The sequence below is a fragment of the Litorivivens lipolytica genome (genome assembly GCF_014191715.1).
Lineage (GTDB): Bacteria > Pseudomonadota > Gammaproteobacteria > Pseudomonadales > Spongiibacteraceae > Litorivivens > Litorivivens lipolytica.
Genome location: NZ_JACHWY010000001.1, coordinates 318,105 through 344,099 on the forward strand (window position 1 = coordinate 318,105; position 25,995 = coordinate 344,099).

The following is a 25,995-nucleotide window of genomic DNA, read 5'->3' on the forward strand; positions in this document are numbered from 1 at the left end:
CTCCCGGCATTTTGGCTCATTCCTTGATGCTGTTGACCATTCGGAGACGCCTAGTCTAGCTTATTTTTTGAACACATTGCAGGTTCTGGATGAAAGATAGGTGCGGTAGTGAAAAGCCGCAGCAATGGCGGGGATCTACGATGTAAATAAGCTGTTAGGAGGAGCGCTGCGCTACAGCTGAGTTGAATGGTCAGTGCCCGTTTTCGGTGACCTTGAGTTTGCTGCGGATAAACTCCCGGTGCGGTACGTAGATGAGTTTCGAAATTTTACGGATCAGATGGTCTTCATATTTGGATATCTCGCCATCCGCGATCGCTACCTGCCATAGCGTGTCGATCAAGGCGACTTTCTGCTCAGGTGAAAAGTGTTCGTTAATCAGGCTGGTGTAGGGATGGTAGGCGTTGTCCTCGGCAAATTGTTCCTCGGCCAATGCCATCAGGGTTTCTATTTCGTCGGCGGTCACACCGTGGTCGCGTTGCAGCAGTTGTTCGATGGCCTCGCGCTCACTACTGTCTTGCTCAAAGTCGGCCTTTGACAGCTCGATCAGCAGGGCAGCGGTGGCGAGACGCAGGCGATGCTCCACATCACCTGAATCCTGTGGGGCCATCTGTTCAGTAAAGAACTGTTGCAGTTTACGCAGCATGTTCAGCGCTCAATTAGCAGTTGCTGCAGTTTGCGCTGGTCGGCAGCAAACAAGCGAATGCCTTCGGCCAGTTTCTCGGTCGCCATGGCGTCTTCGTTCAGGGCAAAGCGAAAGGCGCTCTCGTTTAGTTGTTCGCGAGCGTCATCGGTTTCTACTTCGCCACTGCCAAGACGTTGTATCAGCTTGTCGCTGTCGCCGCTGAGTTCTTCTAGAAGTGCGGGGCTGATGGTCAGGCGATCACAGCCCGCCAGAGCCTCTATCTGGCCGGTATTGCGAAAGCTCGCGCCCATTACGATGGTGTTGTAAGCGTGGGCTTTGTAGTAGCGGTAAATGCGGCGTACGGAGGCGACGCCGTAGTCCTGCTCTGGGTCGGTCTGTTCCTCTCCACGCTGTTTGTACCAGTCGTAAATGCGGCCGACAAAGGGCGAGATCAGGGTGACTCCCGCATCCGCGCAGGCCTGCGCTTGACCAAAGCCGAACAGCAGCGTCAGGTTGCAGTTGATACCCTGTTTTTCCAGCTGTTCTGCAGCGCGAATGCCTTCCCATGTGGATGCTATCTTGATCAGTATGCGCTCCGCGCCAATGCCTCGAGCGGCGTAGAGTTCGATGATCTCTTTGGCTTGGGCAACCGTGGCCTCGGTATCAAAAGAGAGGTGGGCGTCGATTTCTGTTGATACGCGCCCCGGCACAATGGCAGCGATCTCACTGCCGATGGCCACCGCCAGCCGATTGACGGTGTGGCGCAGTTCGTTTTCCGAGCTGCCAGCCGTTACGGCCGCTGCATGCTCATCAATCATGGCCTGATAGCCGGGAACGCTGGCGGCTTTCAGGAGGAGAGAAGGGTTGGTGGTGGCATCCAGCGGTTGGAATCGTTTGATCGCTTCGATGTCACCGGTGTCGGCAACCACATCACTGAAGTTGCGTAGTTGGTCGAGCTTGCTTGTCATAGTAATCCGTTAGTTTTCCAGCAGAGTCTCCGAGTGTAACGGCAAAACCCTGTCCTTGTTGAGGCAATTCACCGCATCCTGTAGAACTTTCAGGTCAGCACCTGGTTTGTAGGCATTCTGCGACAGGTGCCGGCGGAACTGTTTCGCCCCAGGGCGGCCATTGAACAGGCCCAGAATATGCCGGGTCATATGGTTCAGGCGGGTACCGCGTTTAAGTTGTGACTCGACATAGGGGAAAAAGTTTTCCAGCGCGGTGAAGGGCTCGCTATTGTCTTTGGCATCATAGAAGGTCTGATCGACGCCGCAGAGTATCGAAGGGTTTTGATAGGCGCTGCGTCCCATCATCACACCGTCCACGTATTGCAGGTGTTCTTCTGCCGCATCCAGCTCCTGAATGCCACCGTTGATAATGATCTCCAGTTGCGGGAAATCCTTTTTCAGACGGTAGACCTTGTCGTATTCCAGTGGCGGGATCTCGCGATTCTGTTTCGGGCTGAGGCCGCTGAGCCAGGCCTTGCGGGCGTGGACGATAAAGACCTCGCAGCCGGCTTCGGCCACGGTGCCCACAAAATCGGTGAGAAATTCGTAGGAATCCAGATTATCGATCCCGGTGCGGTGTTTCACCGTAACCGGCAGGGAGGTGGCATCGCGCATGGCTTTTACGCCATCAGCAACCAATGCGGCCTCACCCATCAAACAGGCGCCGAAACTACCGTTCTGAACCCGATCCGAGGGGCAGCCACAGTTGAGGTTCACCTCGTCGTACTGCCATTGTTCTGCCATGGCCGCACAACGCGCCAGATCCGCTGGGTTGCTGCCACCAAGTTGCAACGCCACCGGATGCTCGCTGGGGTCAAAATCGAGAAAGCGGGCGGGCTCGGCGTGGAGCAGGGCGCCTGTAGTCACCATTTCGGTATAGAGCACCGCATCGCGGGTGAGCTGGCGCCAGAACACGCGACAGTGGCGGTCTGACCAGTCCATCATGGGGGCAATACAGAAACGGCGATTGAGTTTGGCTGGCGACACTGGGGTTTCCGGGTGAGTTGCAGGAAGTGAACACGTATAATGGCCGCCTTTCGGCGCCAGCCGCCTATTGTATGAAATTCGTCATCAGGAATCATTATGACTGCTGTTCGCACCCGCGTTGCTCCATCTCCCACCGGCGACCCTCATGTGGGTACCGCCTATATCGCCCTGTTTAACTACTGTTTTGCCAAGGCCAATGGCGGCCAGTTTTTGCTGCGGGTAGAGGACACGGATCAACAGCGCTCAACCTCTGAATCCGAGCAAGCGATTCTCGATTCCCTGCGCTGGCTTGGCCTGGAATGGGATGAGGGCCCCGATGTGGGCGGCGCGGCGGGCCCCTATCGCCAGAGCGAGCGCAGCGAGATTTACCGGGAGCACGTTGAAAAGCTGCTGGCCAGCGGTCACGCCTTTAAATGCTACCGCACCCCGGAAGAGCTGGACGCCTTGCGGGAGCAGCGCCGTGAAGCCGGTCAGCGTACCGCGCTGAAACCCAGCGACCTGAAGCTGTCTGAGGACGAGCAGGCGAAACGCGAAGCGGAGGGTGCTCCCTATGTAATTCGCATGGTGGTGCCAGAGGATGACGGCCGTTGTGTCGTCAACGATATGTTGCGTGGCGAGGTGGAGCTGGACTGGGGGCAGGTGGATGCCCAGATTCTGCTGAAATCCGACGGAATGCCGACCTACCATCTGGCCAACGTCGTCGATGACCACCTTATGGGAATTACCCACGTGATACGTGGTGAGGAGTGGATCAACTCTGCCCCCAAGCACAAACTGCTGTATCAGTACTTTGGATGGGAGATGCCGGTACTGTGCCACCTGCCGCTGCTGCGTAATCCGGATAAAAGCAAACTCAGCAAGCGCAAGAACCCCACCAGCATTCTGTACTACCAGAAAATGGGTTATCTGCCAGAAGCACTGCTGAACTATCTGGGGCGTATGGGCTGGTCCATGCCGGATGAGCGCGAAAAATTCTCGCTGCACGACATGATCGCCGCCTTTGATATTCAGCGGGTCAGCCTGGGTGGGCCGATCTTTGATGTTGAGAAACTCTCCTGGCTCAACGGCCTGTGGATTCGCGAAGAACTGAGTCTGGAACAGCTGGCCGACCGTCTTAGAGATTGGGCCTTCAATCGAGAGCGTCTGCTGGACATCCTGCCCCATGCCCAGCCGCGCATGGAAACCTTCAGTGATCTGGCGCCGCTGGCGGCCTTCTTCTTCTCCGGCAAGCTGCGGCTGACGGCTGAGAGCTTTCAGGGCTTGGCGGTACAGGAAGACGCCTTGGTAGAGCTGCTGCAGCTCTGCGTATGGCAGCTGGATAACTTGCGAGAATGGAATCGCGATGCAATTTTTCAGTCTCTCAAGACCGTGGCCGATGCGCTGGAGCTGAAAATGAAAGATTTTGTCGCGCCGCTCTTTATTGCTGTTGCTGGCAGCACCGCGTCGATCTCAGTGTTTGATTCCATGGTCGTGCTTGGTCCGGATATGAGTCGTGCGCGACTGCGCGATGCGCTGAATCTGCTCGGCGGGGTGGGCAAAAAGAAACTTAAAAAGCTGGAAAAACGCTACGCGGAGATCACCGGCTAAAAAAATTGAAATAGGTGCGCATACGAGTTGACAGGCCTCGGGAGTCTGCTTATTATGCGCACCTTCTCGCGTGGGGGGCTATAGCTCAGCTGGGAGAGCGCTTGCATGGCATGCAAGAGGTCGGCGGTTCGATCCCGCCTAGCTCCACCAAATTTCTTTGTCTTTTTCTAAGGCAAAGCTCTAGATACTATCCCAAGCTTCTTCGAGAATTTTTCCTTTGTTCTCTTCAGCGCTACCGTTTTGTTGCTTGTCGAGATCATAGCTGTATAGCGCAAAGTGACGGGTTTTCTGCAGCAGCTTTCCGATGTGTACACGTTTTCGGCGTCCTGGTTGCGTCAGTTCCAGTTCAGTCTGAGGGGGTAGCGAAACATTCGGAAGCAGCAAGCCCTCCGATTTGCCAGACACACGTTCAGCACACAGCAGCAGGGCGCGATAGACGTAGCCACTACCTACCGGTCGTGCCACGTAGGCTTCCGCTGCGTGGCTGAGAATCATAATCCCTGCTCTCAGCTCTTCTTCGGTATGCCGTTTGACCCAGCCAATTGAGCCAACACTCCAGCAGGGAGCATCTGCCTCCCGCACGCAAATCACATCCCCGTTGAGCAGCACATTACTTTCACTGGTGGGCCAGGAAATACAGTAGCCATTGCCGCTGGAGTTAACGGTATTAACCCAAAAGTGACGGTAGCTGCGACTTTTTTCATCCGTGATGTCATGCTGCGAATTAGAGTAGCTTACGAATTCGACCGAGTATTCTTCCGGCCCAATCTGTTGGTGTGGAATGTGTTCTTCCAGTAATGTCGACAAGGACTCGCCATTGTTGTAGTGCACTATGTCCGCTTCCAGGCCGCGAGTGAAATCCTCGAGGGCTTGTTCCTTGCCAACATAAAAATGCGTGGATGCAAGGCCTGCAGCGAGTTCCAGCTTTTGTGTGTCGATATTACGCTGCTCAATCCTGTCGCTGATACTGCTCCAGACGCGTAACAGCTTTCGGCACAGGGCAGACGGAAGTGCCGTTTCTGAGTCGCCGTCATTGTTGAGTTGACGCGTGATGTGTTCGACCAAGGCTGATGTATCTAAGCCGAGTAAACCCTCGGCATTTTCGCACAACTCTTGGTAAACGAGCGGCTGAGTCCCAGAGGGGTCAAACATGAAACAATACTTTCGTGGGTCTGTTTCATGAATGCGCGTGTGCTCAGCCAGTTGGTGCAGGTTTTCATGCAGTTGGGTCTGGAATTGCTGAGTTAACTGGTATGGGTTGGCACCCACGAATAGCATGGGTCTGAGGTAGGCCTGTTCCAGAGTGCAGTGACCATGATCATTGTCGGTAATTCTTGTGCCGGTAAGCCGGTATCTGTGCGCGATGCGGTAGCACGCATGAATCCGCTCCCAAAACGTCTTATCTTCACCCTGATAGAGATTGTATTGTCTCAGCAGTAACTGGCTATGCTCGCTAAGCTCTCGGTGCAGAGAAAGTGCAAGTGAGGACTTGTAGCGGCCCACCCAGCTGCGCTCGAGAATGGCTGAGGAAACTTGACGATAGTTGTCCACCAGTTGCTGGTTTAGCGCGTTACAGAAGTGTACAAACGCGGTTGCTTTTTCAGGCAGTACTATTGAAGTGTTTAGATAGTTATTACGCAGGCCGCGTAAAACAAGGTTTACCGAGGGGCGAAGGGCCTCAAGGATCTCAAGGCGTTGCCGAAAAGTGCAATCCAGCCCCGACAGCTCCTCCAGTGCTCGATATAGCTGTTTGCCAGTTTCCGATAGATTCGCCCGAGGCAGCCGATTTACCCATGCGGATACGCTTTCGCGCCCTGATTCGAACAGGAGGTGTTGTTTTTTTGCTGACCTAGGTAGTTTCATGCAATTAGCATACCTTCTGCCACAAGGCTTGCGAAAAAACAAGAGTATACGATAAATGCTCTCGAAGGGGCGGGAATTCTTATCGGTCTTACAGGGGGCGCCGGCAATGCGGCCTAAATGATTTCCCAGGCACCGCTCAAATCCTCATCTCCTTTATCCTCGCCTTCCGGCGAACTGTCGTGCTGAGTCAGCCTGTATTCATAGCGCGTAAAGTGCCGGGTCTCTTGCAGGAGTTTTCCTAGTGTTACCCGCATCCGGCCGGCAGGTTGATTCAGCTCCATCTCTGTAAACGGCGGTATGGTGCCTGCGGGCAACAGCAGACTTTGCGGTTTACCGGAAACACTCTCGTTGCCGAGGAGTAGGGCGCGCAGTATCCGACCGTCATCGAGCTTGCGCGCAACAAAGGGTTCCGCAGCATGCGCCAGGATTTCTATCCCCGCATGCAACTCTTCTTCGCTCTGCTTTTTCAGCCAACGAATGCAGCCGATACTCCAACAAGGTGCGTCGAGATCGCGCAGACAAATAACATCACCATTGCGAATTTGGTCGCTTTCCTCTGCGGGCCAGGCAATACAGTACCCGTTTCGACTTGCATTGACGGTGTGAACCAGAAAATGACGATAGCGGGTCTTATTTTTGTCTGCATTTTTCTGCTGCGGGTCTGAGTAATCAATGAACTCAATGCTGGCTTCCCCTTCCTCATACTCATGTGCAGGAGCGTCAGGGTCCTGAACGTGTGACCAAAGGTCATCGGAATCATTTGGGCTGGTCGTTTGCAGATCTCGGGTAAAAGCCTCAAAGGGCTGTTCTTGCGCTGCAAAGAAATGCACAGAGGATAAGCCAACCGCGATATCCAGTTTCTGCACCACATCATTGCGCTGTTCAACACGGTCAGAAATGCTGCTCCAGGCCTGTTGCAGCTTGTAGCATAGTTCGGGCGGCAGGCCATCCTTGGTATTGGCGCTGGCCCGCATTTGACGGGCAAGTCGTTTCACGGCATCGGTGGTATCAATGCCCAGCCAACCTTCGGAATTTTCACACAACTCCTGGTAAATAGGTGGCTGGTTTTCCGCTGGATTAAATAGAAAACAGCACTTGCGTACGTCAGTATCTCGAATCCAAACGTGCTCGGACAAAAAGTGCAAGTCCTCGTGCAACTTTAGCTGTGACTGCTGCGGTAATTGATAGGGGTGGGCTCCAACGAAAAGCATCGGACGAAGGTAGGCGCGCTCAACGGTGCAGTGTCCGTGGTCAGGATCAAAGATCCTTATATTTTCCAGTTTGTATTTCTTGGCAATCTGGAAACACTCATGCAGTTTTTTCCAGTAGCTCTTGCCCTCGCTCTGGTAAAGAAGATGACTTCTCAAAAGTAACTGGCTGCGCTCGGTTAGTTCTCGATGAATTGCCAGGGCCAGTGACATTTTGTGTCGGCTCACCCAGCCATGGCTGAGAAGCGATTCCGTGACCAAACGGTAGTTGTCGATAAGGCGCAGATTGAATGCGTTACAAAGCCGAACGATGGTCCCTGTTTTTTCCGGCAGCACGATTGGTGCGTTGAGGTAACGTGGCTGCAGCCCGCGCAAGACCATATTGATAGTGGGACGAAGAGCCTCCAGTACCTCCAGACGCTGATGAAAACTGCAATTCAGCTTCGAGAGCTCGTCCAGCGCCTGATAGACCTGTTTACCGGTTTCCGCGATGTTGGCCCGCGGTAATCGGATCACCCACGCGGATACACTTTCGCTGTCCAGCTCAAACTGGCTGTGGCTGGAAGTCCCCTTGCGGCGGAACAGTTTCATGCGGTCGACAAATCCATTGCTATCAAGAATTTGGATCAGAATGATCCGGTCTGTTAGTAGTTTGTCATACTAAGACGTTGACTGTAATGGGGCAATGCCCGCCATGAAAGGTTTTGAGCTGTTTTGATTTCATCGGGGGCAGTTGTATGCGGGTTGAAAAGATTGTTGAAAGCCAATGGTAATTATTTGCATTATATTTTGTATCTCCTTGAAAAATATAGAAAAATTGACTTTCTGGGCGGCGGGATTACAATGTCTACATCACAATTTTTGAGCCGCACAGACTGTGTGGCGTTCAGGAGAACCGCATGAAAGGCGACGCCAAGGTTATAGCGCTGTTGAACGGCTTGCTCACAACCGAGCTGACCTCCATTAACCAGTATTTTCTTCATGCCCGTATGTATCGAAACTGGGGGCTAGAAGCACTCAATGAGAAGAGCTACAAAAAGTCGATCAAGGATATGAAGCAGGCGGATGATTTGATCGAACGCATTCTGTTTCTTGATGGGCTGCCTAACCTGCAAAAGCTCGACAAGATCCGTATTGGCGAAAATCCACAGGAAATGCTGAAGTGCGATATGGCCCTGCAGCATGAGCAGCTTGGCAAGCTGCGTGATGCCATCGCCTTCTGCGAGAACGCTCAGGACTACGTAAGCCGGGATCTGCTGGAGGATATCCTCGAGTATGAAGAGGAGCACGTGGATTGGATCGAAACCCAGGAATACCTGATCAGTAACACCGGGCTGGAAAACTACCTGCAGTCGCAGATGTAAACCGTCGCAGAATCAGACTAGGCAGGAGGAAAAACGATGAAAGGTGAAAAGAAAATCATTGAGGCGCTCAACGGCCTGTTGAGTTACGAGCTGGCCGCCATGGATCAGTACTTTATTCATTCGCGCATGTATGACGACTGGGGCCTGCAAAAGCTACATGAGCGCATCGCCCATGAGTTTGAAGATGAAAAAGGACATGCCTCGGAGCTGATCGAGCGGATCCTGTTTCTTGAAGGCACGCCGGATATGGTTACCCGCGAACCGATCAAGGTGGGTAAAACCGTCCCGGAAATGCTGCAGAGTGACCTGGATGTCGAGGTTGCGGTGGGCGATGCCCTTAAAGAAACCATTGCGCTGTGTGAGTCACTGCGCGATTACAATACGCGCGAAATTCTTGAGAAGCTGCTGGAGGACACCGAAGTGGACCACCGCTGGTGGTTGGAAAAACAGTTGGGCCTGATCAAGTTGGTGGGGCTGGAAAACTACCTGCAATCGCAGATGGAATCAGCCGGGGAGTAAGCTCTCTCAAGCGCAGTAAAAATGCCGCAATCGCGGCATTTTTTTTGGTCGATTAACCTGCGATACCGCCTTTGGTCAGTTCGTGAGGATCGAGGTAGGCCTTCAAGTCCTCTTCGCTCAAGCTGGTTTCTTCCTTGGCTACATCGAGAATTGCTCGCCCCTCTTTGTAGGCCTTTTTGGCAATTTCAGCGGCTTTGGCGTAGCCGATCACCGGGTTTAGCGCGGTAACCAAAATGGGGTTTCGGACCAAGGCTTCTTCCAGTCTTTCCTCATTCACTTTGAATGTAGCAATGGCCTTGTCGGCCAGCAGCAGGCTGGCATTGGTTAGCAGTTCAATACTTTGCAGCAGGTTGTGGGCTACCAGCGGTAGCATCACATTCAATTCAAAATTGCCGGATTGCCCGGCGACAGTAATGGCGCTGTCATTGCCGATTACCTGGGCGGCAACCATGGCTGCGGCTTCCGGGATCACGGGATTTACTTTGCCCGGCATGATCGAGGATCCGGGTTGGAGGGCTTCCAGCTCGATCTCGCCGAGCCCGGCCAGCGGACCGGAATTCATCCAGCGAAGATCATTAGCGATTTTCATGATCGCTACCGCCGTGGCTTTCAATTCGCCTGACAGAGCCACCGCAATATCCTGCGAGCCGATGTGAGTAAAGAAGTTTGCGGCTGGCCGAAAGGCGAGACCGGTCTCTTTTTCTAGCTGGCGATTAAATGCTTCGGCAAAGGCCGGGTGGGCGTTGATACCGGTGCCGACCGCCGTACCGCCCTGGGCAAGTGTCAGCAGGTCGGGCTGGCGCCTCTCCAGCCGGTCAGCGGCTTGAGTAATTTGCGCCGCCCAGCTCTCAAGGCTCTGACGCATGGTAATTGGCATCGCGTCCATCAAGTGGGTGCGCCCGGTTTTAACGTGATGCTCGACCGATTTCGCTTTACTGCGAATGGTGGTAGCCAGATGACGAAGCGCCGGTAGCAGATGGCTGTGCAGCTCGACGGCTGCGCTGATATGAATGCTGGAGGGAATCACATCGTTACTGCTTTGGCCGCAATTGACGTGATCGTTGGGGTTAACGGTCTGGCCAAGAATATCGCTTGCCAGTGTGGCCAGCACTTCGTTGGCGTTCATATTGCTGCTGGTGCCGGAACCAGTCTGAAAAACATCAACTGGGAAATGCTGCATGAAGTTCTCGTCGGCCAGTAGCTGGTCGATGGCCTGACAGATGGCATCGGCCATGGCTTGCGTGATCTGCTCCAGCTCTGCATTCGCTCTGGCGGCTGCCGCTTTGGCCAGCAGTAGACCGCGAATAAAAGTGGAAGGCATTCGCAGACCACTAACGGTGAAATTGTTGACTGCTCGCTGGGTCTGGGCGGCATAGAGCGCATTGGCGGGTACCTGTAGTTCGCCCATGCTGTCTTTTTCAATGCGGAATGCGGTTTTCTCATTCATGGATGGCCCCTCCAGCGTTGTCTCCTTAAATCCACTGTCGCGCAAAGGCGCAAGGCTGTAAATGTGAATTTCCCCACGGATGCCAGCGTCAGCGTGGTACGTGGCAGCCAGATCGCACAAACCTTGTGCAGGCCGAGAAGCACCGGCACCGTTTTCTTTGGCAGCCGACATGTTTAAATAGCACTCAATTGAAATGGGGGTTGGAGACTGTCGGTATGCTTAATGCCATTGATCGATTTGTGGTGAGGATGGGGCAGGGCATTATGGCCCATCGTTGGCTCACCGTTATCTTGAGTATTCTGTTGGTGGGCTGGTTTGCCTATGGCGCCCGCTATCTGGGTTTTTCAACGGACTACAGGGTGTATTTTGGGCCTGAGAACCCGCAGCTAAAAGCCTTCGATCAGGTTCAGAATGTCTATAACAAGAACGACATTACCATGGTGGTTATCGAACCGCCGGGGGACACCACCTTTAACCGTGAAACCCTGAGTCTTGTCGACACCTTTACCGAGCGCGCGTGGGGGCTGCCTTATGTTATCCGCATCGATTCGGTTACTAATTTTCAGCACACCGAGGCGGAAGGGGATGATCTCAAGGTCGCTGATCTGGTCGATAACCCCGCAGGGCTAACGGACGCCGAACTTGCCGCGATTCGCGCGGTAGCCATCAATGAACCCCTGCTGGCAGGAAGGCTGAGCAGTCGTGATGGCCGGGTACTGGCCGTTGCGGTAACACATCAATACCTTGGCAAATCCTCGATGGAGGTGACCGAAGCGGTGGCGGCAACCCGCCAATTGCGCGACGAGTTGCTGGCCGAATACCCGGAACACCGTATCTACCTCAGCGGCTCGAACATGATGAGCAATACCTTTGCTGAGGCGTCAATGGCGGATATCCAATCCCTGTATCCGCTGATGTACGGGTTGCTGATTGTGGTGGTGTATCTGTTCCTGCGTTCGGTAACAGCGACCGCGGCTACGGTTGTGATTATTGTGTTTTCGACGGTCGGCGCGATGGGGCTGGCGGGCTATCTCGGTATTAGCCTGACGTCACCGTCGGCCATTTCGCCCATTGTTATTACCACTTTGGCCGTTGCTGATTCGGTGCATATTCTGGTTTCGTTGTTCGCGCTGATGCGTGAGGGCAAGAGTAAACAGGAGGCGATGGTGGAATCGTTGCGCCTGAACTTTATGCCGGTCTTCCTCACTTCGATTACCACCGCGCTCGGTCTGCTGTCGATCAACTTTGCAGACTCTCCACCGCTGCATGATCTCGGCAATATTTCAGCGATGGGGTCGATTCTGGCCTGGCTGTTGTCGATCACACTGCTGCCCGCTTTGATTGCGATCTTTCCGGTCAAGGTACCGGCCCGCAAAGGCAGTTTCATGGCTGCTCGAATGATGGCCCTCGGCGAATGGACTGTGCGCAACAAACGCCCCGTCTTTTGGTCATCCGCGCTGATTTCGGCGGCATTGATGGCGATGATTCCGCTCAATGAGGCCAACGACAAATTCGTGCACTACTTTGATGAGCGTATTCAGTTCCGCAACGATTCAGATTTTATGGCGGACAATATTACTGGTCTGTACACCATGGAGTTTTCGCTGCCTGCGAAAAACGGCGTGGCAGACCCGGCATATCTTGCACAGTTGGATGCCTTTAAAAACTGGTGGTACGAAAATCCAAAGGTGATGCACGTTTCCAGCGTGTCGGATATTTTCAAGCGCTTGAACAAGAATCTTCACGGTGACGATCCGGAGTGGTATCGCTTGCCCACCGAGCGCGATATGGCGGCCCAGTACCTGCTGCTGTATGAGTTCTCGTTGCCATTCGGACTGGATCTGAACAACAGCATCAATCTGGATAAGACGGCGTCGCGCTTTATTGTGACCTTTGAGCACCTGAAATCTCGGGAAACCCGCGAAACCCTGTTTTCCGGTCAGCAGTGGTTGAGGGACAACGCGCCGGATCTGGCCGCCACCGGGGTATCCCCTGCAGTCATGTTTGCCTTTATTGCCGAGCGCAATTTCAGCTCCATGGCCGTAGGGATTCCCCTGGCACTGTTGGGTATTTCAGTGATTCTGGTGCTGGCCCTGCGCAGCCTTAAATTCGGTCTGGTCAGTCTGGTGCCCAATCTTTTTCCCATGGGCATGGCCTTTGGCCTTTGGGCGATTTACAACGGTGAAGTGAACTTCACCATGTCCTTTTCGATGGGGGTGATGCTCGGCATTATCGTCGATGACACCATCCACTTTATGAGCAAATATCTGCGTGCTCGTCGCGAGCAGAATATCAGCCCGGAGGAGGCTGTAGTGCATACCTTCCGCACGGTTGGGCCGGCACTTCTGGTAACGTCCTTAACGCTGGCGCTCGGCTTTCTGGTGCTGTGCTACTCGGCGTTTTATCCTACCGCCAGCATGTCACTATTGACGGTGATGGGAATTGCCTGCGCGCTGATAACGGATTTCCTGTTGCTGCCCGTGGTATTACTTTGGGCCGATCGTGAAAAAGCATCTGAACAGACTATGGAGACTGCCTGTGAATCATCCGCGTCGTAAAATTAACGTGTTAGCTGCCATATTGCTGAGTCTTGTCGCCGGAACTTCGCTGGCGCAATACGATGGCTTAAGTGCCGAAGATAAGGGGCTCGCCATTGCCCGTGAGGCGGATCGTCGGGATTTGGGCTGGGGAGATTCCAGTGCCACCATGAACATGGTGCTGCGCAACCGGCAGGGCGATGAAAGCGTGCGCGAGATGCGCAACAAGGCGCTGGAAGTGGCTGATGACGGCGACAAGAGCCTGATCATTTTTGATGAGCCGCGCGATGTGCGTGGCACGGCGCTGCTGACGTTCAGTCATCGTGTGGGCGATGACGACCAGTGGCTGTACTTGCCAGCGCTAAAGCGCGTCAAACGGATTGCCTCGAGCAATAAGTCTGGCCCCTTTATGGGCTCCGAGTTTGCCTACGAAGACATTTCCTCTCAGGAAGTGGAGAAATACACCTATCGATATCTTCGCGACGAAACCTTGAATGGTCAGGACTGCTTTGTCATTGAGCGCGATCCGGTGGATGAGGATTCCGGCTATTCGCGTCAAATCGTCTGGATGGATAAAGCCGAGTACCGGGTTCAGAAAGTGGAATACTATGATCGCAAGGACAGCCACCTCAAAACCCTGACCTTTCACGATTATCAGCAGTACCTGAATAAACACTGGCGCGCCCAGCGTCTGGAGATGGTCAATCACCAGACAATGAAAAGTACGACCCTGACCTTTGCCGACTATACCTTTGCCAACGGCTTTGATGATCGAGAGTTCAATCAGTCCGGTCTGGCGAGAATGCGCTGATGAAAGTCGCCAGTGGTCTGCTTGCCTTTGTGCTGATGTTTTCCAGTCAAGCCTATGCGCGTCAGACCTTTGAAGTGGATCTGCAACTAGAGGCACGGGTTTACACAGAAAACGCACTGCAATCCGAGCAAAAGGATGCGTCGTTGTCGCTGGCGGTGACACCGGAATGGTATCGCGATTGGCAGGGCGGCGCGCACAGCATCACCGTTACGCCTTTCGCCAGAGTGGACTCTGCCGACGACGAACGAACTCACGGCGATATCCGCGAGCTGCACTGGCAGGGTGTATTGGGACAGTGGGAAATTCTCGTGGGTATTTCCCGAGTATTCTGGGGGCGCACCGAACTGCTGCATCTGGTGGATACCATCAACCAGGATGACGCGCTGGAAAACCTCGACGGCGAAGACAAGCTCGGCCAGCCGATGTTGCGTATAAATTATGTGGCGGACAATGGCAGCAGCACGCGGTTATTTGTGTTGCCGTATTTTCGAGAGCGTGCGTTCCCCGGTGAAGAAGGTCGCTTAAGGCCACCACTGCCGGTTGATGACAATGATCCGCTCTACCAATCCGGTGCTGAAGAAAAACATGTTGATTGGGCGCTTCGCCATCAGGGCTGGGTCGGCGCCTTGGATTACGGTGTGGCGTGGTTCTCCGGGAATCAACGCGATCCCAAGTTGGTACCCGGTTCCGTCGTGCCGGTAATGACACCTGTGGGCCCGCGCCTTCAGGTGCAGTCCTTGCGTCCGTTTTACGGTCTGATGGACCAGTTCAGTGTGGATGCGCAATACACAGCAGGGGATTGGCTGTTCAAGCTCGAAGCGCTCTGGCGTGACGAATTCAATTCAGTTGCCACAGCCTTAAACCCTGCCATCGAACGGCGTGATGACTATTCAGCGGCAAGCCTAGGCTTTGAGCGTACCTTTTACGGTGTTTCAGGAAATGCCAGCGATATCGGCGTACTGGCTGAGTATTTGTGGGACGAGCGGGGCGATGAGGGCAGCGGCTTTCAGAATGACCTCTTCGTCGGTGCGCGCTGGGCCGCAAACGATGTAGCCGGTACCGCCTTGCTGGCCGGGGTCGTTGTGGACCTCGAAGAATACAGTCAATTTTACAGCGTAGAATTTAGTCGTCGCATCGGCAGTGCCAGTAAGCTCAGTGTAGAAGCACGTGCCTTTCATGATGTGCCGCCCGAGGATCGCTCATTCTTCCTCGTACGGCGCGACGGCTATTTGCAGCTGGAGTACAACCTCTACTTCTAAAATTGGCGGCTTGGGTTCGCACGTTTATAAGCCAGGCCGCCCATTTCGTCAGTGTGGCCTTATGCAGCCCAGTGATTGTTATCGAAGGCCATCAAGCTATCTTTCCCAGACTTGATGTCATCCAGTAGCCAATGCACTTCTGGCAACAACTTTTCAAAGTAAAAACGCGCTGATACCTGCTTGCTCTCCAGCAAGGCTGTGTTGGCGTCAGCGTCTGCCAGTTTTTTCTCAGCCACGCCGGCCATCCGTGACCATAGATACCCGATTACCGTCAGCGCCATCAGACGCAGATAGGGCGTTGCCGCCGCGCCGGCCTGTTCCGGATCTTTCGGTGCGTTGCTGGCCAGCCACAGAGTGGCTTCTTCCAGAGACTTGATTGCGCCTTCAAGCTCCTCACGGTGCGGGGCTTCCGGATTGTCTTTGAGGTAGCCGGTAAGTTCGTTGAACAGGCCGCCGACCAGCTTGCCGCCTTTCAGACTCAGTTTGCGGCCGACCAGATCCATAGCCTGAATGCCGTTGGTGCCCTCGTATATGCGGGCAATCCGGCCGTCGCGGACCAACTGCTCCAGCGGCCAGTCGGTGGTAAAGCCGGAACCGCCCAGAACCTGCAGGCCGGTGTTGGCGTTATTGAAACCTTCGTCCGTTAAAAAGCCTTTTACTACCGGCGTCAGCAATTGCACTAGATCATCGGAGGCTTCGCGCACGGCTTCATCCGGGTGGGCTACAGACAAATCAAGATGACGACCGGTGTAAAGTGCCAGCGCGCGCATACCTTCGTTCAGAACCTTTTGACGCATTAACATCCGGCGAACGTCCGGATGCACGATGATGGGGTCGGCTGGACCATCTGCGTTTTTCGGTCCGCCGAGCGATCGACCTTGCAGGCGTTCGCGAGCAAAATCCAAACTCTCCTGAAAAGCCATTTCAGCCAGACCCAGCCCCTGCATGCCGACCATCAGGCGGGCTTCATTCATCATGGTAAACATGGCGCGCATACCATCGTTGGCTTCGCCAACCAGCCAGCCCTTCGCGCCTTCAAAATTCATGACGCAGGTGGCCGAGCCCTTGATGCCCATCTTGTGCTCCAGGCCGCCACAGAACACGGGGTTGCGCTCGCTGCTGTCGGGCAGAAATTTCGGAACCACAAACAGGGAAATGCCTTTGGTGGTATCCGGTGCGTCAGGCAGCTTGGCCAGTACCAAATGAACGATGTTATCGACCAGATCGTGTTCACCGCCGGTAATCCAGATTTTAGTGCCCTCGATAGCATAGCTACCGTCATCGTTCGGTGTAGCGCGGGTGCGGATCATGCCGAGATCGGTGCCGCACTGGGGCTCGGTCAAACACATGGTGCCGGTCCACTCGCCAGAGATGAGCTTCTCGAGATAAATGTTCTTTAGCTCGTCGGAACCGTGGGCGAAGAGGGCGCTAATCGCGCCATGGGTCAGTCCCGGGTACATGCCCAGCGAAAGGTTGGTAGAGCACATCATCTCGTCGACAACGAATTTGAGTGTATGGGGCAGTCCCTGTCCGCCAAACTCCGGCGGCGCATCCAGCGCTGTCCAGCCACCTTCAACAAATTGCTTGTAGGCTTCCTTAAAACCTTTTGGCGTCGTGACCGCATGTGTTTCCGGATCGTAGCTGCAGCCCTCGCGGTCACCGGTCTGATTCGTGGGCTGGATCACTTCTGCCGCCAGTTTGCCGGCTTCATCGATGACCGCAGATATCAGGTCGGGAGTGGCTTCGGCGTATTTTTCCAGCTCGTGGAGCCGGTCTACACCCAACACATCGAATAACAAGAACCGAATATCGTTTGCTGGAGCCTGGTATTGCATGGAGGTTTCTCCTTCACTGAGCCTGCTTATCCAACGACTGTCACAAGCTGTTTAATGCCAATTGTGAACACTGATTACATTGCTATTACGGCAATTCCTCTGTTCTGGTTCACTGCGCTGAATGCTTGCTTTATCGCGGGGGATGCAGGGGAACACCCTGCGATATTGCTGTCTGGCTGTTGAAGTATGTGTGATTGTAAACACAATCGAGAATGATTATAGTTCGCAACTTTGACGCCTTTGCGGCTGTAGAGTGGATTTGGCGCTGCTACCGGCCGGAGTCCCTGATATCCAGGGGCGCAAACGAGTTGTAGGATCAACATGTCACCCCTCAGAAAATCTTTGGCGCTTACATTTGTGTCCGCTTTCAGTCTATCCGGAGCATTTTCAGATCCATCACCGTTGGAAGAGGTGGTGGTCTACGGTGCACCTATTCAACGCACCGAGTTAGACACTGTCGCAAGCATTTCTGTGGTCGATCAGGTCGAGCTGGAAGCGCGCAATATCCGGGATATCTACGATCTTCTGTTGCGGGCGCCTAACCTGAACGCTGCCACCGAAGACAAGTTCTCCATGCGGGGTATCTCTAATCAGGGTGTCGGGCAGGGAGGGGTAGGCCGGCCCACGGTCAGTATCTTTGTCGACGGTGTCAGGCAGTCGGGGCGTGGCGTTGCCAATGCCTTTGACGTGGCTCAGGTTGAAGTTTACCGAGGTCCCCAATCGACGGCCTTCGGCCCCGGTTCATTGGCGGGGGCGATTGTGGTTAACAGTGTAATGCCGCAACCGGGTGAAGAATTTAATGGTCGTTCGCGGTTCTCCTATGGCAGCCACAATAGCTGGGAAGCGGCAGTGGCTCTCGGGTTCCCGATTTACACAGATGATCGCGGTGAAGGACTGGCAGGGCGAATTTCGCTGGAACAGAACCATACCGACGACAACATCACCAACATCACGCGTGATGACGATACCTGGCAGGAGCGCACGCGCCAGATGCTGCGTGGCAAGGTGTCCTGGTACAAAGGCATATACACCGCTCACCTTGGTGTGCAGAAAACCAGTTTGCGGGCGGGCCCGGACTTTCTCGCACCGGAACTGGCCAAGGAATACAAAGCGACCGACAATCAGGACGGTCACTTCGAAGACGATACCGACCTGATCTCTCTGCGTCAGACCTTGGAGCTGAGCGATGAGATGCGAATGATGCTCTTGCTCAGTTCTTCAGAAACGGTTTACCAGCGCCGCGGTGATTACGATATTTCCGAGGAGCGGGGCGGCTACTTTATCAACGATGTAGAGTTCGACAACCAAACGGCTGAACTGCGTTTTAATCTGGAGTTCGAATCCTTTAAAGGTGTGGCCGGGCTCTACTATAGCGAGGACTTCGTTCTGGGTATTACCCCGAGCGTTGACTTGCCGGTTGAGGTGGCAGCTGGCGCCAGTGCGCGGACGGATTCCATTATCGGTTTCGGCCGGGATGCGCGGGTTAAATCCTTTTATACCGAGTTTGACTACAACCTCAATGAGGCTATCACTCTCACGGCCGGTGGCCGCTATGAAGAAAACAGCGCGATTACCCGCGTGATCTTTGAGTTGCAGAAAGTCACGCCGATCAATCCGGTTACGGGTGGCAATATCAACGGCGCTTTTGGCCTGGTATCAAGCAGCGATGTTTTGCTGGTGGCACTGCAGAACGGCGGCTTTCAGGATGTGGATGAAACCTACCCTAACGGCGATTACGTGGCGCTAGGCAAGCTGGGTGCAACCTGGCATATCAGCGATGACATCAATCTGTTTCTCACCCGCAGCGAAGGCTATCGCGCGGGTGGTGTCGACTTTGTTGTATCCGGTGAGGCACCGCCCTTCGGGCCAGAAACCACAGAAAACTATGATCTGGGCCTGCGCATCCAGCGCGATGGCTGGAACCTTGCCGTCAGCCTGTTCGATATTTCCTATGAAGATATGCAGGTCGGTGTGCGTCTGGATGCGACGACCATTCGCACAGACAATGTTGGCTCGGCTTCTGCGCGAGGCGCGGAGTTGGAGATCGCGGCATTTCTGCCAATGGGCTTCAGCGTTGATATGGGTTTGGGTTACGTCAAAACCAAATTCGAGGACTACGTAGAGGATGGCACCGATTTCGCGGGTAACGAGTTTCCGTTGGCGGCGAATTTTACCGGCAATATCGGCTTGAACTGGAATCATGCAGCCGGTTGGTATGCCCGTATAAATTATAGCCATGCAGATGCGTCCTTTACCGACCGGGCAAATACCGAAGGCCTGATGACCGATTCTCGCAACCTTTGGGGCGCGCGGCTGGGTTATCAGGGGAACGATTGGGAGGTGAGCCTGACCGGGCGCAACCTTACCGATCAGGTTTATATCACCGATCAGATCGATAGCCCCTCGGTCGATCTGCAAGCCGTGATCGTGGGAGACCCGCGTGAGATCGCGCTGGAAGCCAATTATCGCTTTTAGACAAATGCGAATCATTCCGTTTTGGGATACCATGCACCGTGCTTCAATAACCCGGCTCCCGCTATGTCTCGCCAATCTACACGCTCTACCACCTCTCGTGCCGTTTTTTGGTGGCGTGTTGTGCTGGCTGGGCCTCTGGTTTTTCTCTGCTCCGTAGCCGTCATGGGCGGCTTGGCGGTGGTTATTGCGCCTGGCCCGGCTATGATCAACAACGTCGCGGTGCCGCTGGTGCTGTTCCCGGGAGCTTGGGGCGTATTGTTTTTCTATGCCTGCCTTGATCAGAAACTATTGCGCGCCTACGGCGTCGTGGCTGGGCTCACGTTGTTGAACGGCGGGCTTATTGCGTGGCATTTCGCACAAACTGCCGATGTCCTGCAGGCTGCGGCGTGAGGGATGAGCGAGTCCGATGATTAACGTTTCCACTCGAATGACCAAGTCACTGCTCGCCATCCACGGCTGCTCTGCGGTATTTCTCGGTCTCCTGCTATATACAGTCATTCTGACCGGCACTCTGGCGGTGTTTGAACATGAGCTAGGGGTGTGGGCAAATCCGCCGTCGCAGGCGGGCGAGGCTCCGCTGCCGTCGGGTATTGGCGCGCGAATGAAAACACTGGCGGCGTCAGTTGATCCGGCTTATCTCGATGAAGTCGGCGTGTTTCCTTCCTCTGACGGTCGGCTAATGGCGTTTTTTCACACCCATGTTGAGGCCGAGCAGGGCCGTGAGGCGGTTGAAGAGGGCACGTTGATTCTGCTGGAACCGGCGAGTCTTGAAGAGCTTGATCGCGTTACGGGTTCGGCAGATGAGGTTTTCCGCCATTTTGGCAACAACGCGCTCTCCAACTTCCTGCTCGACCTGCACATTCGTCTGCTATTGCCCGGTCAATGGGGCTTGTGGGCGACTGGATTGCTGGGCTTTGCCATGCTGGTGGCCTCAGTCAGCGGCTTTGTGATTCACCGGCATCTGATCAAGGATATTTTTACCCTTCGCCGGCGACGTGCGGATGTGTTGGCTGCGCGGGATGCGCACGTGATTGCCGGCAGCTGGAGTCTGCCCTTTGCCTTTGTGCTGGCCTTTACCGGGGCCTTTTTCAGTTTTGGTGGCGCGATTGGCTTGCCGATGCTGGCAGCGATAGCGTTTGGCGGCGATGTGGAAACCGCGCTGGAAGTGTTGCAGCCGGAAGTGGGTGAAGACTCCTCGCCCGCTCCACTGGCGGATCTGGATTTGATCCTTGTATCAGCGGCTGAGCGAACCGGCGGTGAACCCCAGAATATGTTCGTGAATCACTGGGGCCGCGCCGATGCGTTGGTTACGGTGCGCATGTCGGCCGAGGAGGGCGGTTTGCTGCCCGGTGCGGTGTTGTATAAGGGCGCGACTGGCGAGTTTTTCAAGACCCAACCCAATTTGGGTAATGAACCGTCTTTTGGTGGTGACCTTGCCGGCCTGATGTCGCCACTCCATTTTGGCAACTTCGCAGGCACGCCTTCCAAGATCGTCTGGTTTGCGCTGGGTTTTGCCAGCGCTTATGTGGCGCTGACTGGTATGGTGTTGTGGACGCGACGTCGGGAATCTGAACCGGGCTGGGACAAGCTGGCGCGAGCAACAGCCTGGCTGGGCTATGGCTTGCCCGCGTCACTGGCGGCGGTCGCGGCGGGTTATTTTCTGTTGATTGACGGTGTCAGTGGTCTTGGGTATTCGCTGTTATACGTTTTTCTTGGCGGGCTACTGGCAACGGCGTTGTTGAGTTTTGGAGCCCGCTCGGCTGAGGCTGCAAATCGTCTACTGCTGCGTTTGACTGGCGGGATCATGCTGTTGCTGCCGCTGTTGCGTTGGCTGGCGGCAGAAGGGCCGGGTTGGGGCATGGCCTTGTCGTCCGGGCTCAGCTGGGTCTTTGTCATGGACCTCTGTTTTATCCTCGGTGCGCTGGCCTGTCTCCGCTACAAGCGCCCGCACAGCTCGCCGGAAGAAATAAACATCGAGCGCACAGACGAAGACAAAACCGTGGCGGAACGGGTGGCGGATGCGGCATGAGCATTGATGTTGTTGCCCTGTTGCTGGCTATTCCCAGTGCACTGATTCTCTGGTTATTGGCTGATCGCGACCCAAAGCGGCTGCGTGTTCAGCGTATTCGCGATCGCGGGGCTTTGAGCGCTAATCAACGCAAGCTGTTGACCGTTGCACTGTTTCTGCCTGCGCTCCCACTCATGGCGCTTGGCTATTGGTCAGCATTTCTGATTTGGTTTGGCGCGGTTTTCATGGTGGGTTGGTGCGTGGTGCTGAGCCTTTCTACCTTGGCGTCCCGTTAAGTTTGCGGTTCTCAAGAGCACATTAGTGGCAGTGCCAGTGCTCAGTCTCTGATTTCTGAGCAGCTTGTTGGGAATAATCTCAGTGTTTGCCGAGACAGCGCTGGTAGGAGGCAATGCAGTCGCGCAGCCCCAGCTCGATGGCATCCACCGTAAAGGCGTGACCGATCGATACTTCCAATAGATCGGGTAAGGCTTTGCGGAAGGTTTCCAGATTCAGCAGGTTCAGATCGTGACCGGCATTCACTCCAAGACCAATCGCGGTGGCGAATGCGCTGGCATCGCTGAAGGCCTGCAGACTGGCTTCGTGATCGCCCTGACTGAAGGCATCAGCGTAGGGGCCGGTATAAAGCTCAATGCGATCTGCACCCACAGCCTTGGCCAGTTTTATCTGGGAAATGACCGGATCCATAAACAGGCTGACGCGACAACCAAGACTTTTCAGTTCCTCAATAACCGGCTTTAACTGTTCGCCTGACTGGGTCAGATCAAAGCCGTGGTCAGATGTCAGTTGTGCGTTGCTGTCTGGGACCAGTGTGCACTGGGCTGGCCGGGTGCGGCGCACAATTTCCAGAAAGCCGGGATAATCACTCACGCCTTTGCGATCCGACTTCATCGGCGCGGCAAAGGGGTTGCCTTCAATATTGAATTCCACGCTGAGCATATCGGCCAGCGCATAGCAGTCGTCTGCGCGAATATGGCGCTGATCCGGGCGCGGGTGAACGGTAATGCCATCGGCACCGGCATCAATACAGCGCTGCGCATGGTCCGTCACGCTGGGATATTCGGTATCCCGGGAATTACGAATCAGGGCAATCTTGTTGAGATTGATGCTTAGTGCGGGTGTCGTCATTGTGCTGAGGTCTCGCCAAGGCTGACGCGCTCGACGATCACTTTTTCCTTGGGCACATCGCGCATAAAGCCAACCGTGTGCGTGGGAAGATTGTTGATTTCTCGAACCACCGATTGCCCGTCAATGACTTTGCCAAATACGGCGTAACCGTCGCGCCCGGCGCGGCGGTCGAGGCTCAGGTTGAGGCCGACATTGATAAAGAACTGGGATGTGGCGCTGTTCGGATCACTGGTGCGAGCCATCGACACGGTCCAGCGGTCATTGGTCAGCCCATTGTCGGCTTCGTTGATGATCGGATCGCGGGTCGGCTTTTCTTCGAGATCGGCGGTAAAGCCACCGCCCTGAATAACAAAACGGCGGATACTGCGATGAAAGATCGTGCCTTCAAAGAAACCGTCGCGGGCATACTGCAAAAAGTTTTCAACGGTGACCGGCGCTTTGTCCGGGTAAAGCTCCATCACAATGTCACCGTGTGTGGTGTGCAGTGTGACCGTTGGGTTGGCCAGCGCCAGAGGGCTGATGGCGAGCAGAACAAGTAGCAGTAGGCGACGTATCATCAGATCCACTCCGAACGTTTGCGCGGACGCAGGCGGGGTAGCACGATAGCAACCAGTACACCGAGAATCACCGCAAAGGCGCCGTTCAGGAAGGCTTCATTTTCGTGGTTCTCGCGCAGGCGGCTATTTTCAGTTTCGAGTACGTCAACTTTGTCTTTGACCATTTGGTGGGCTTCTGACAGAGCCTGATACTCTCGCTCCATACGGATAGCGTTAGCAGAAATTCGTTTGATTTCCTCGAGCTCTTCAGTGAGACGGACATTCTCCGCTTCCAGCTCAGAAACCGTGGATTTCGCCTCTTTGGAGGCACCGGCCGCATTACTGAAGGCGCGTTTCAGCTTGCTGTTTTCCTCTTCCAGGCTTTTTACCCGGGCGGTAGCTTCTGCGAGCTTGATCTCAGCTACCGGGTCGCGATCAAGATAGCGGCTCAAGATCCAGCCTTCCAAACCGCGTCGGGTGCGGATCAGGCTGTAGCCGGATTCATCATCGGTTTCCAGTACTGATACCGCGGTACCACTGGGCAGGCCCTTGTGCAGAATGCGGTGGCTTGCGCTTTTGCCGCTACGCAGGGGCACATAAAGGCGATCGGTAATGTATCGAACGTCGTTCTGGGCCAGCGCCGGGCTGGTGAATCCCGCACTGCCGAGTAAGGCGGCGATGAAAATTGAGGCTACTAACTTGTTCACTATGGGCTTCCAGCGATGCATTATAATTTTGAGGGCTAATCTACCGTAACGCTCCGGCAGATTAAACCGCTCAGGGCAGTACATGTTTAAAGGGCTTGATGCTGACGTTGGCATAGACACCCGCTTCGATATAGGGGTCGGTGTCTGCCCAGTGTTGGGCCGCTTCCAGCGAATCAAATTCTGCGACAACCAGGCTGCCGGTAAAACCCGCTTCACCCGGGTCGTTACTCTCGATGGCAGGGTAGGGGCCAGCCAGAATCAGACGACCTTCGTTTTTCAGCTGTTCCAGACGGGCCAAGTGGGCCGGGCGAGCCTGCTTGCGCAGTGGCAAGCTATTGGGAACGTCCTGACAGTTTATGGCAAATAACACGTTCAACTCCTATCAAGGCGCCGGAAGGCTAATGTTGCTGCAGAATATCTTCCAGCTTTAATTGCGTAAATTTTTCGATGCCGGTGAACAGATACACCAGCGAAATCATCATCACGATCATGCTCGGTATGGCGATCACCGGAAAGCTCAGCGCGGTCATCTTGCCCAGCTCTTCGGTGTAAGCGGTTGTCCCGGGGGGGCTTACCAAGACCCACTTGGCCAGCAGATAGTTCAATACCGAGGACAAAAAGAAGGAGCAGGCTACCAGATAGGTGGCAACCTTGAGTCGCTTGTTGAGCAGGGCCAGAGTGCCTTTTTCCCGAGCAGCCGCGGTGATGCGCTCCACCTGCATGATCTGGTCATTAAACAGGAAGGTGCGCACCAGAGGATACGGCGTGTACTGGGAAATCAGGGTTGCCAGACCAATCAGGCCGGGAATAGCAGCTTCTTTTATGGCGATGTATTTCGGGTCGAGCTGCAGAAGGCTGATGCCGCCGGTAAGGGCGATACTGAACACCCCGAGAATGGAGAATACGTTTGCCTCCCGGGTTTTTGCGAAATCCCGCAGGCCGTAACCAATCGGAAACGCCAGCGCGACCACGATGGCCCCGCTCGGTCCCAGGTATTCTTCCTTGCCCAGTTTAGTCAGAATCAGGGTGGGGATGATAAGATTGAAGGCAAGATTGGCGAGCAGACTGCCGTGGGGTTTCTTGGCAGCACGTGCGTCGGCTGAGGTAGCGGTTGGTTCACTCATTGATGACTGCAGGTCAGGTTTCCAGCGAGCGGACACTATACTGGCTTTGCCCTGACCGGCCAACACGGAGGGCGTTCGCCACCGTATTTTTGGGAGTCAGGTAGCGTTGCGCGTCGATTTTCACACTCACACCACACTGTCAGACGGCAGTCTTGAACCCAAGGTTCTGATTCAACGGGCTTTGGATCAGGGGGTCGAGATGCTGGCTATCACTGACCACGATACCCTGGCGGCCTACCATCACCTTCCTGAAAACCCGCCACTGCAGATTATTCCCGGTATCGAACTGTCCTGTGTCTGGTCGGGCGTGACGGTGCATGTAGTGGGACTCAATATCGACTTACACAATGGCGTGCTGAAAGAGGCCGTGGCGGAGCAAGAGGAGGCGAGAGACAAGCGCGCCCGAACGATTGACGCAAAGCTGGCCAAGCGCGGTCATGCCGGCTTGTATGATGAGGCGCGGCAGCGGGTGGGTCCGCACAAGGCCCTGGGGCGCCCGGATTTTGCGCAGCTGCTGCTTGAGCGAGGGGCGGTTAACTCCCTGCAACAGGCCTTTGACCGCTATCTGGGGGCCGGCAAGATCGGCGATGTGAAAACCCATTGGCCCCAGCTCGACGAGGTGGTGGACTGGATTGTCAGCAGTGGTGGCGTGGCCGTATTGGCTCACCCCTTGCACTACAAGCTGACACGCAGCAAACTGCGCCGCCTTGTGATCGCCTTCAATGACGCGGGTGGTCGTGCGCTGGAGGTGGTGAATGGCCGTCGCTGGAGCCAATCAGACCTGTCGCATCTGCGGGGTCTGGCCAGAGACTTTGGCTTGATGGCTTCGATTGGCAGTGATTTTCATGCCGAGAGTCCCTGGAATGACGTGGGCTGCGAGGCCGACCTGGTGGGCAGCTGCGTGCCGGTCTGGCGGGCCTGGCAAACGGATAATCCACCAGCAAATCCCTAAA

General features: G+C 55.0%; 23 protein-coding genes and 1 tRNA gene. 12 read left to right on the top strand and 12 right to left on the bottom strand.

Features of this window, described 5'->3' with window-relative positions; translation table 11 throughout:
• Positions 1-190: 190 nt before the first annotated feature.
• From FHR99_RS01445 to dusA, 3 genes are read right to left on the bottom strand one after another with little or no spacing between them, the layout of a single operon-like run.
• Positions 191-643 (bottom strand): tellurite resistance TerB family protein, encoded by a 453-nt coding sequence (locus FHR99_RS01445; protein WP_183408766.1) that lies wholly within the window; start codon positions 641-643, stop codon positions 191-193.
• A 2-nt stretch (positions 644-645) separates the two neighbouring features.
• On the bottom strand, positions 646-1,590 hold the full coding sequence (gene tal, locus FHR99_RS01450) for a transaldolase (RefSeq protein ID WP_183408767.1): 945 nt from the start codon (positions 1,588-1,590) through the stop codon (positions 646-648).
• Between the two features lie 9 nt (positions 1,591-1,599).
• A complete protein-coding gene (gene dusA, locus FHR99_RS01455; RefSeq protein ID WP_221200406.1) occupies positions 1,600-2,574 on the bottom strand; it encodes a tRNA dihydrouridine(20/20a) synthase DusA in 975 nt (324 codons plus the stop codon).
• A 138-nt stretch (positions 2,575-2,712) separates the two neighbouring features.
• Here dusA and gltX point away from each other — a divergent pair, with 138 nt between their 5' ends.
• Entirely contained in the window at positions 2,713-4,203 is a 1,491-nt protein-coding gene (gene gltX, locus FHR99_RS01460) for a glutamate--tRNA ligase (RefSeq protein ID WP_183408769.1), read from the top strand.
• A 74-nt stretch (positions 4,204-4,277) separates the two neighbouring features.
• Positions 4,278-4,353: transfer RNA gene (locus FHR99_RS01465), tRNA-Ala, on the top strand.
• A 30-nt stretch (positions 4,354-4,383) separates the two neighbouring features.
• Here FHR99_RS01465 and FHR99_RS01470 read toward each other — a convergent pair.
• On the bottom strand, positions 4,384-6,066 hold the full coding sequence (locus FHR99_RS01470; RefSeq protein ID WP_183408770.1) for a hypothetical protein: 1,683 nt from the start codon (positions 6,064-6,066) through the stop codon (positions 4,384-4,386).
• 113 nt (positions 6,067-6,179) lie between these two features.
• The gene (locus tag FHR99_RS01475) at positions 6,180-7,865 is read right to left on the bottom strand and encodes a hypothetical protein (RefSeq protein WP_183408771.1); all 1,686 of its coding nucleotides are present in this window, start codon (positions 7,863-7,865) and stop codon (positions 6,180-6,182) included.
• A 308-nt stretch (positions 7,866-8,173) separates the two neighbouring features.
• Here FHR99_RS01475 and bfr (FHR99_RS01480) point away from each other — a divergent pair, with 308 nt between their 5' ends.
• Positions 8,174-8,638, top strand: a complete 465-nt coding sequence (bfr, locus tag FHR99_RS01480; RefSeq protein WP_183408772.1) for a bacterioferritin — start codon at positions 8,174-8,176, stop codon at positions 8,636-8,638.
• A 36-nt stretch (positions 8,639-8,674) separates the two neighbouring features.
• On the top strand, positions 8,675-9,157 hold the full coding sequence (bfr, locus tag FHR99_RS01485; protein WP_183408773.1) for a bacterioferritin: 483 nt from the start codon (positions 8,675-8,677) through the stop codon (positions 9,155-9,157).
• A 52-nt stretch (positions 9,158-9,209) separates the two neighbouring features.
• Here bfr (FHR99_RS01485) and FHR99_RS01490 read toward each other — a convergent pair whose 3' ends face one another.
• Positions 9,210-10,604 carry a class II fumarate hydratase gene (locus tag FHR99_RS01490; RefSeq protein WP_183408774.1) on the bottom strand — a complete coding sequence of 465 codons (1,395 nt, stop codon included), beginning with the start codon at positions 10,602-10,604 and terminating at the stop codon, positions 9,210-9,212.
• A 215-nt stretch (positions 10,605-10,819) separates the two neighbouring features.
• Here FHR99_RS01490 and FHR99_RS01495 point away from each other — a divergent pair, with 215 nt between their 5' ends.
• Genes FHR99_RS01495 through FHR99_RS01505 form a run of 3 tightly spaced genes read left to right on the top strand, consistent with a single transcriptional unit; the run spans position 10,820 to position 15,211 of the window.
• Positions 10,820-13,162, top strand: a complete 2,343-nt coding sequence (locus FHR99_RS01495) for an efflux RND transporter permease subunit (RefSeq protein WP_183408775.1) — start codon at positions 10,820-10,822, stop codon at positions 13,160-13,162.
• Between the two features lie 19 nt (positions 13,163-13,181).
• Positions 13,182-13,952 (top strand): outer membrane lipoprotein-sorting protein, encoded by a 771-nt coding sequence (locus tag FHR99_RS01500; RefSeq protein WP_343067470.1) that lies wholly within the window; start codon positions 13,182-13,184, stop codon positions 13,950-13,952.
• Positions 13,952-15,211 carry a hypothetical protein gene (locus FHR99_RS01505; protein WP_183408776.1) on the top strand — a complete coding sequence of 420 codons (1,260 nt, stop codon included), beginning with the start codon at positions 13,952-13,954 and terminating at the stop codon, positions 15,209-15,211. Before FHR99_RS01500 ends, FHR99_RS01505 begins: the two co-directional genes overlap by 1 nt.
• 59 nt (positions 15,212-15,270) lie before the next feature.
• Here FHR99_RS01505 and FHR99_RS01510 read toward each other — a convergent pair whose 3' ends face one another.
• Entirely contained in the window at positions 15,271-17,046 is a 1,776-nt protein-coding gene (locus tag FHR99_RS01510; RefSeq protein ID WP_183408777.1) for an acyl-CoA dehydrogenase C-terminal domain-containing protein, read from the bottom strand.
• 357 nt (positions 17,047-17,403) lie between these two features.
• On the opposite strand from FHR99_RS01510, the gene FHR99_RS01515 reads away from it, so the two are divergent.
• The 4 genes from FHR99_RS01515 to FHR99_RS01530 all read left to right on the top strand — a co-directional run bounded on the left by FHR99_RS01515 (position 17,404) and on the right by FHR99_RS01530 (position 21,825).
• A complete protein-coding gene (locus FHR99_RS01515) occupies positions 17,404-19,521 on the top strand; it encodes a TonB-dependent receptor domain-containing protein (protein ID WP_183408778.1) in 2,118 nt (705 codons plus the stop codon).
• Positions 19,522-19,641: 120 nt separating this feature from the next.
• The gene (locus tag FHR99_RS01520) at positions 19,642-19,911 is read left to right on the top strand and encodes a hypothetical protein (RefSeq protein WP_183408779.1); all 270 of its coding nucleotides are present in this window, start codon (positions 19,642-19,644) and stop codon (positions 19,909-19,911) included.
• Between the two features lie 16 nt (positions 19,912-19,927).
• A complete protein-coding gene (locus FHR99_RS01525) occupies positions 19,928-21,550 on the top strand; it encodes a PepSY-associated TM helix domain-containing protein (RefSeq protein WP_183408780.1) in 1,623 nt (540 codons plus the stop codon).
• A complete protein-coding gene (locus FHR99_RS01530) occupies positions 21,547-21,825 on the top strand; it encodes a hypothetical protein (RefSeq protein ID WP_183408781.1) in 279 nt (92 codons plus the stop codon). Before FHR99_RS01525 ends, FHR99_RS01530 begins: the two co-directional genes overlap by 4 nt.
• Before the next feature lie 79 nt (positions 21,826-21,904).
• On the opposite strand, the gene FHR99_RS01535 is transcribed toward FHR99_RS01530, so the two are convergent.
• From FHR99_RS01535 to FHR99_RS01555, 5 genes are all read right to left on the bottom strand, one after another.
• Positions 21,905-22,675 carry a pyridoxine 5'-phosphate synthase gene (locus tag FHR99_RS01535; RefSeq protein ID WP_183408782.1) on the bottom strand — a complete coding sequence of 257 codons (771 nt, stop codon included), beginning with the start codon at positions 22,673-22,675 and terminating at the stop codon, positions 21,905-21,907.
• A complete protein-coding gene (locus FHR99_RS01540) occupies positions 22,672-23,232 on the bottom strand; it encodes a peptidylprolyl isomerase (protein WP_183408783.1) in 561 nt (186 codons plus the stop codon). Before FHR99_RS01540 ends, FHR99_RS01535 begins: the two co-directional genes overlap by 4 nt.
• Positions 23,232-23,918, bottom strand: a complete 687-nt coding sequence (locus FHR99_RS01545) for a TIGR04211 family SH3 domain-containing protein (protein WP_183408784.1) — start codon at positions 23,916-23,918, stop codon at positions 23,232-23,234. The genes FHR99_RS01540 and FHR99_RS01545 overlap by 1 nt, the downstream gene beginning before the upstream one ends.
• A 70-nt stretch (positions 23,919-23,988) precedes the next feature.
• Positions 23,989-24,288: a YciI family protein gene (locus tag FHR99_RS01550; protein ID WP_183408785.1), complete on the bottom strand. Its 300-nt coding sequence runs from the start codon at positions 24,286-24,288 to the stop codon at positions 23,989-23,991.
• A 28-nt stretch (positions 24,289-24,316) separates the two neighbouring features.
• Positions 24,317-25,042 carry a VC0807 family protein gene (locus FHR99_RS01555; protein ID WP_183408786.1) on the bottom strand — a complete coding sequence of 242 codons (726 nt, stop codon included), beginning with the start codon at positions 25,040-25,042 and terminating at the stop codon, positions 24,317-24,319.
• Positions 25,043-25,148: 106 nt separating this feature from the next.
• Between FHR99_RS01555 and FHR99_RS01560 the strand changes: the two genes are divergently transcribed.
• Positions 25,149-25,994 carry a PHP domain-containing protein gene (locus FHR99_RS01560; RefSeq protein ID WP_183408787.1) on the top strand — a complete coding sequence of 282 codons (846 nt, stop codon included), beginning with the start codon at positions 25,149-25,151 and terminating at the stop codon, positions 25,992-25,994.
• Position 25,995: the final 1 nt, after the last annotated feature.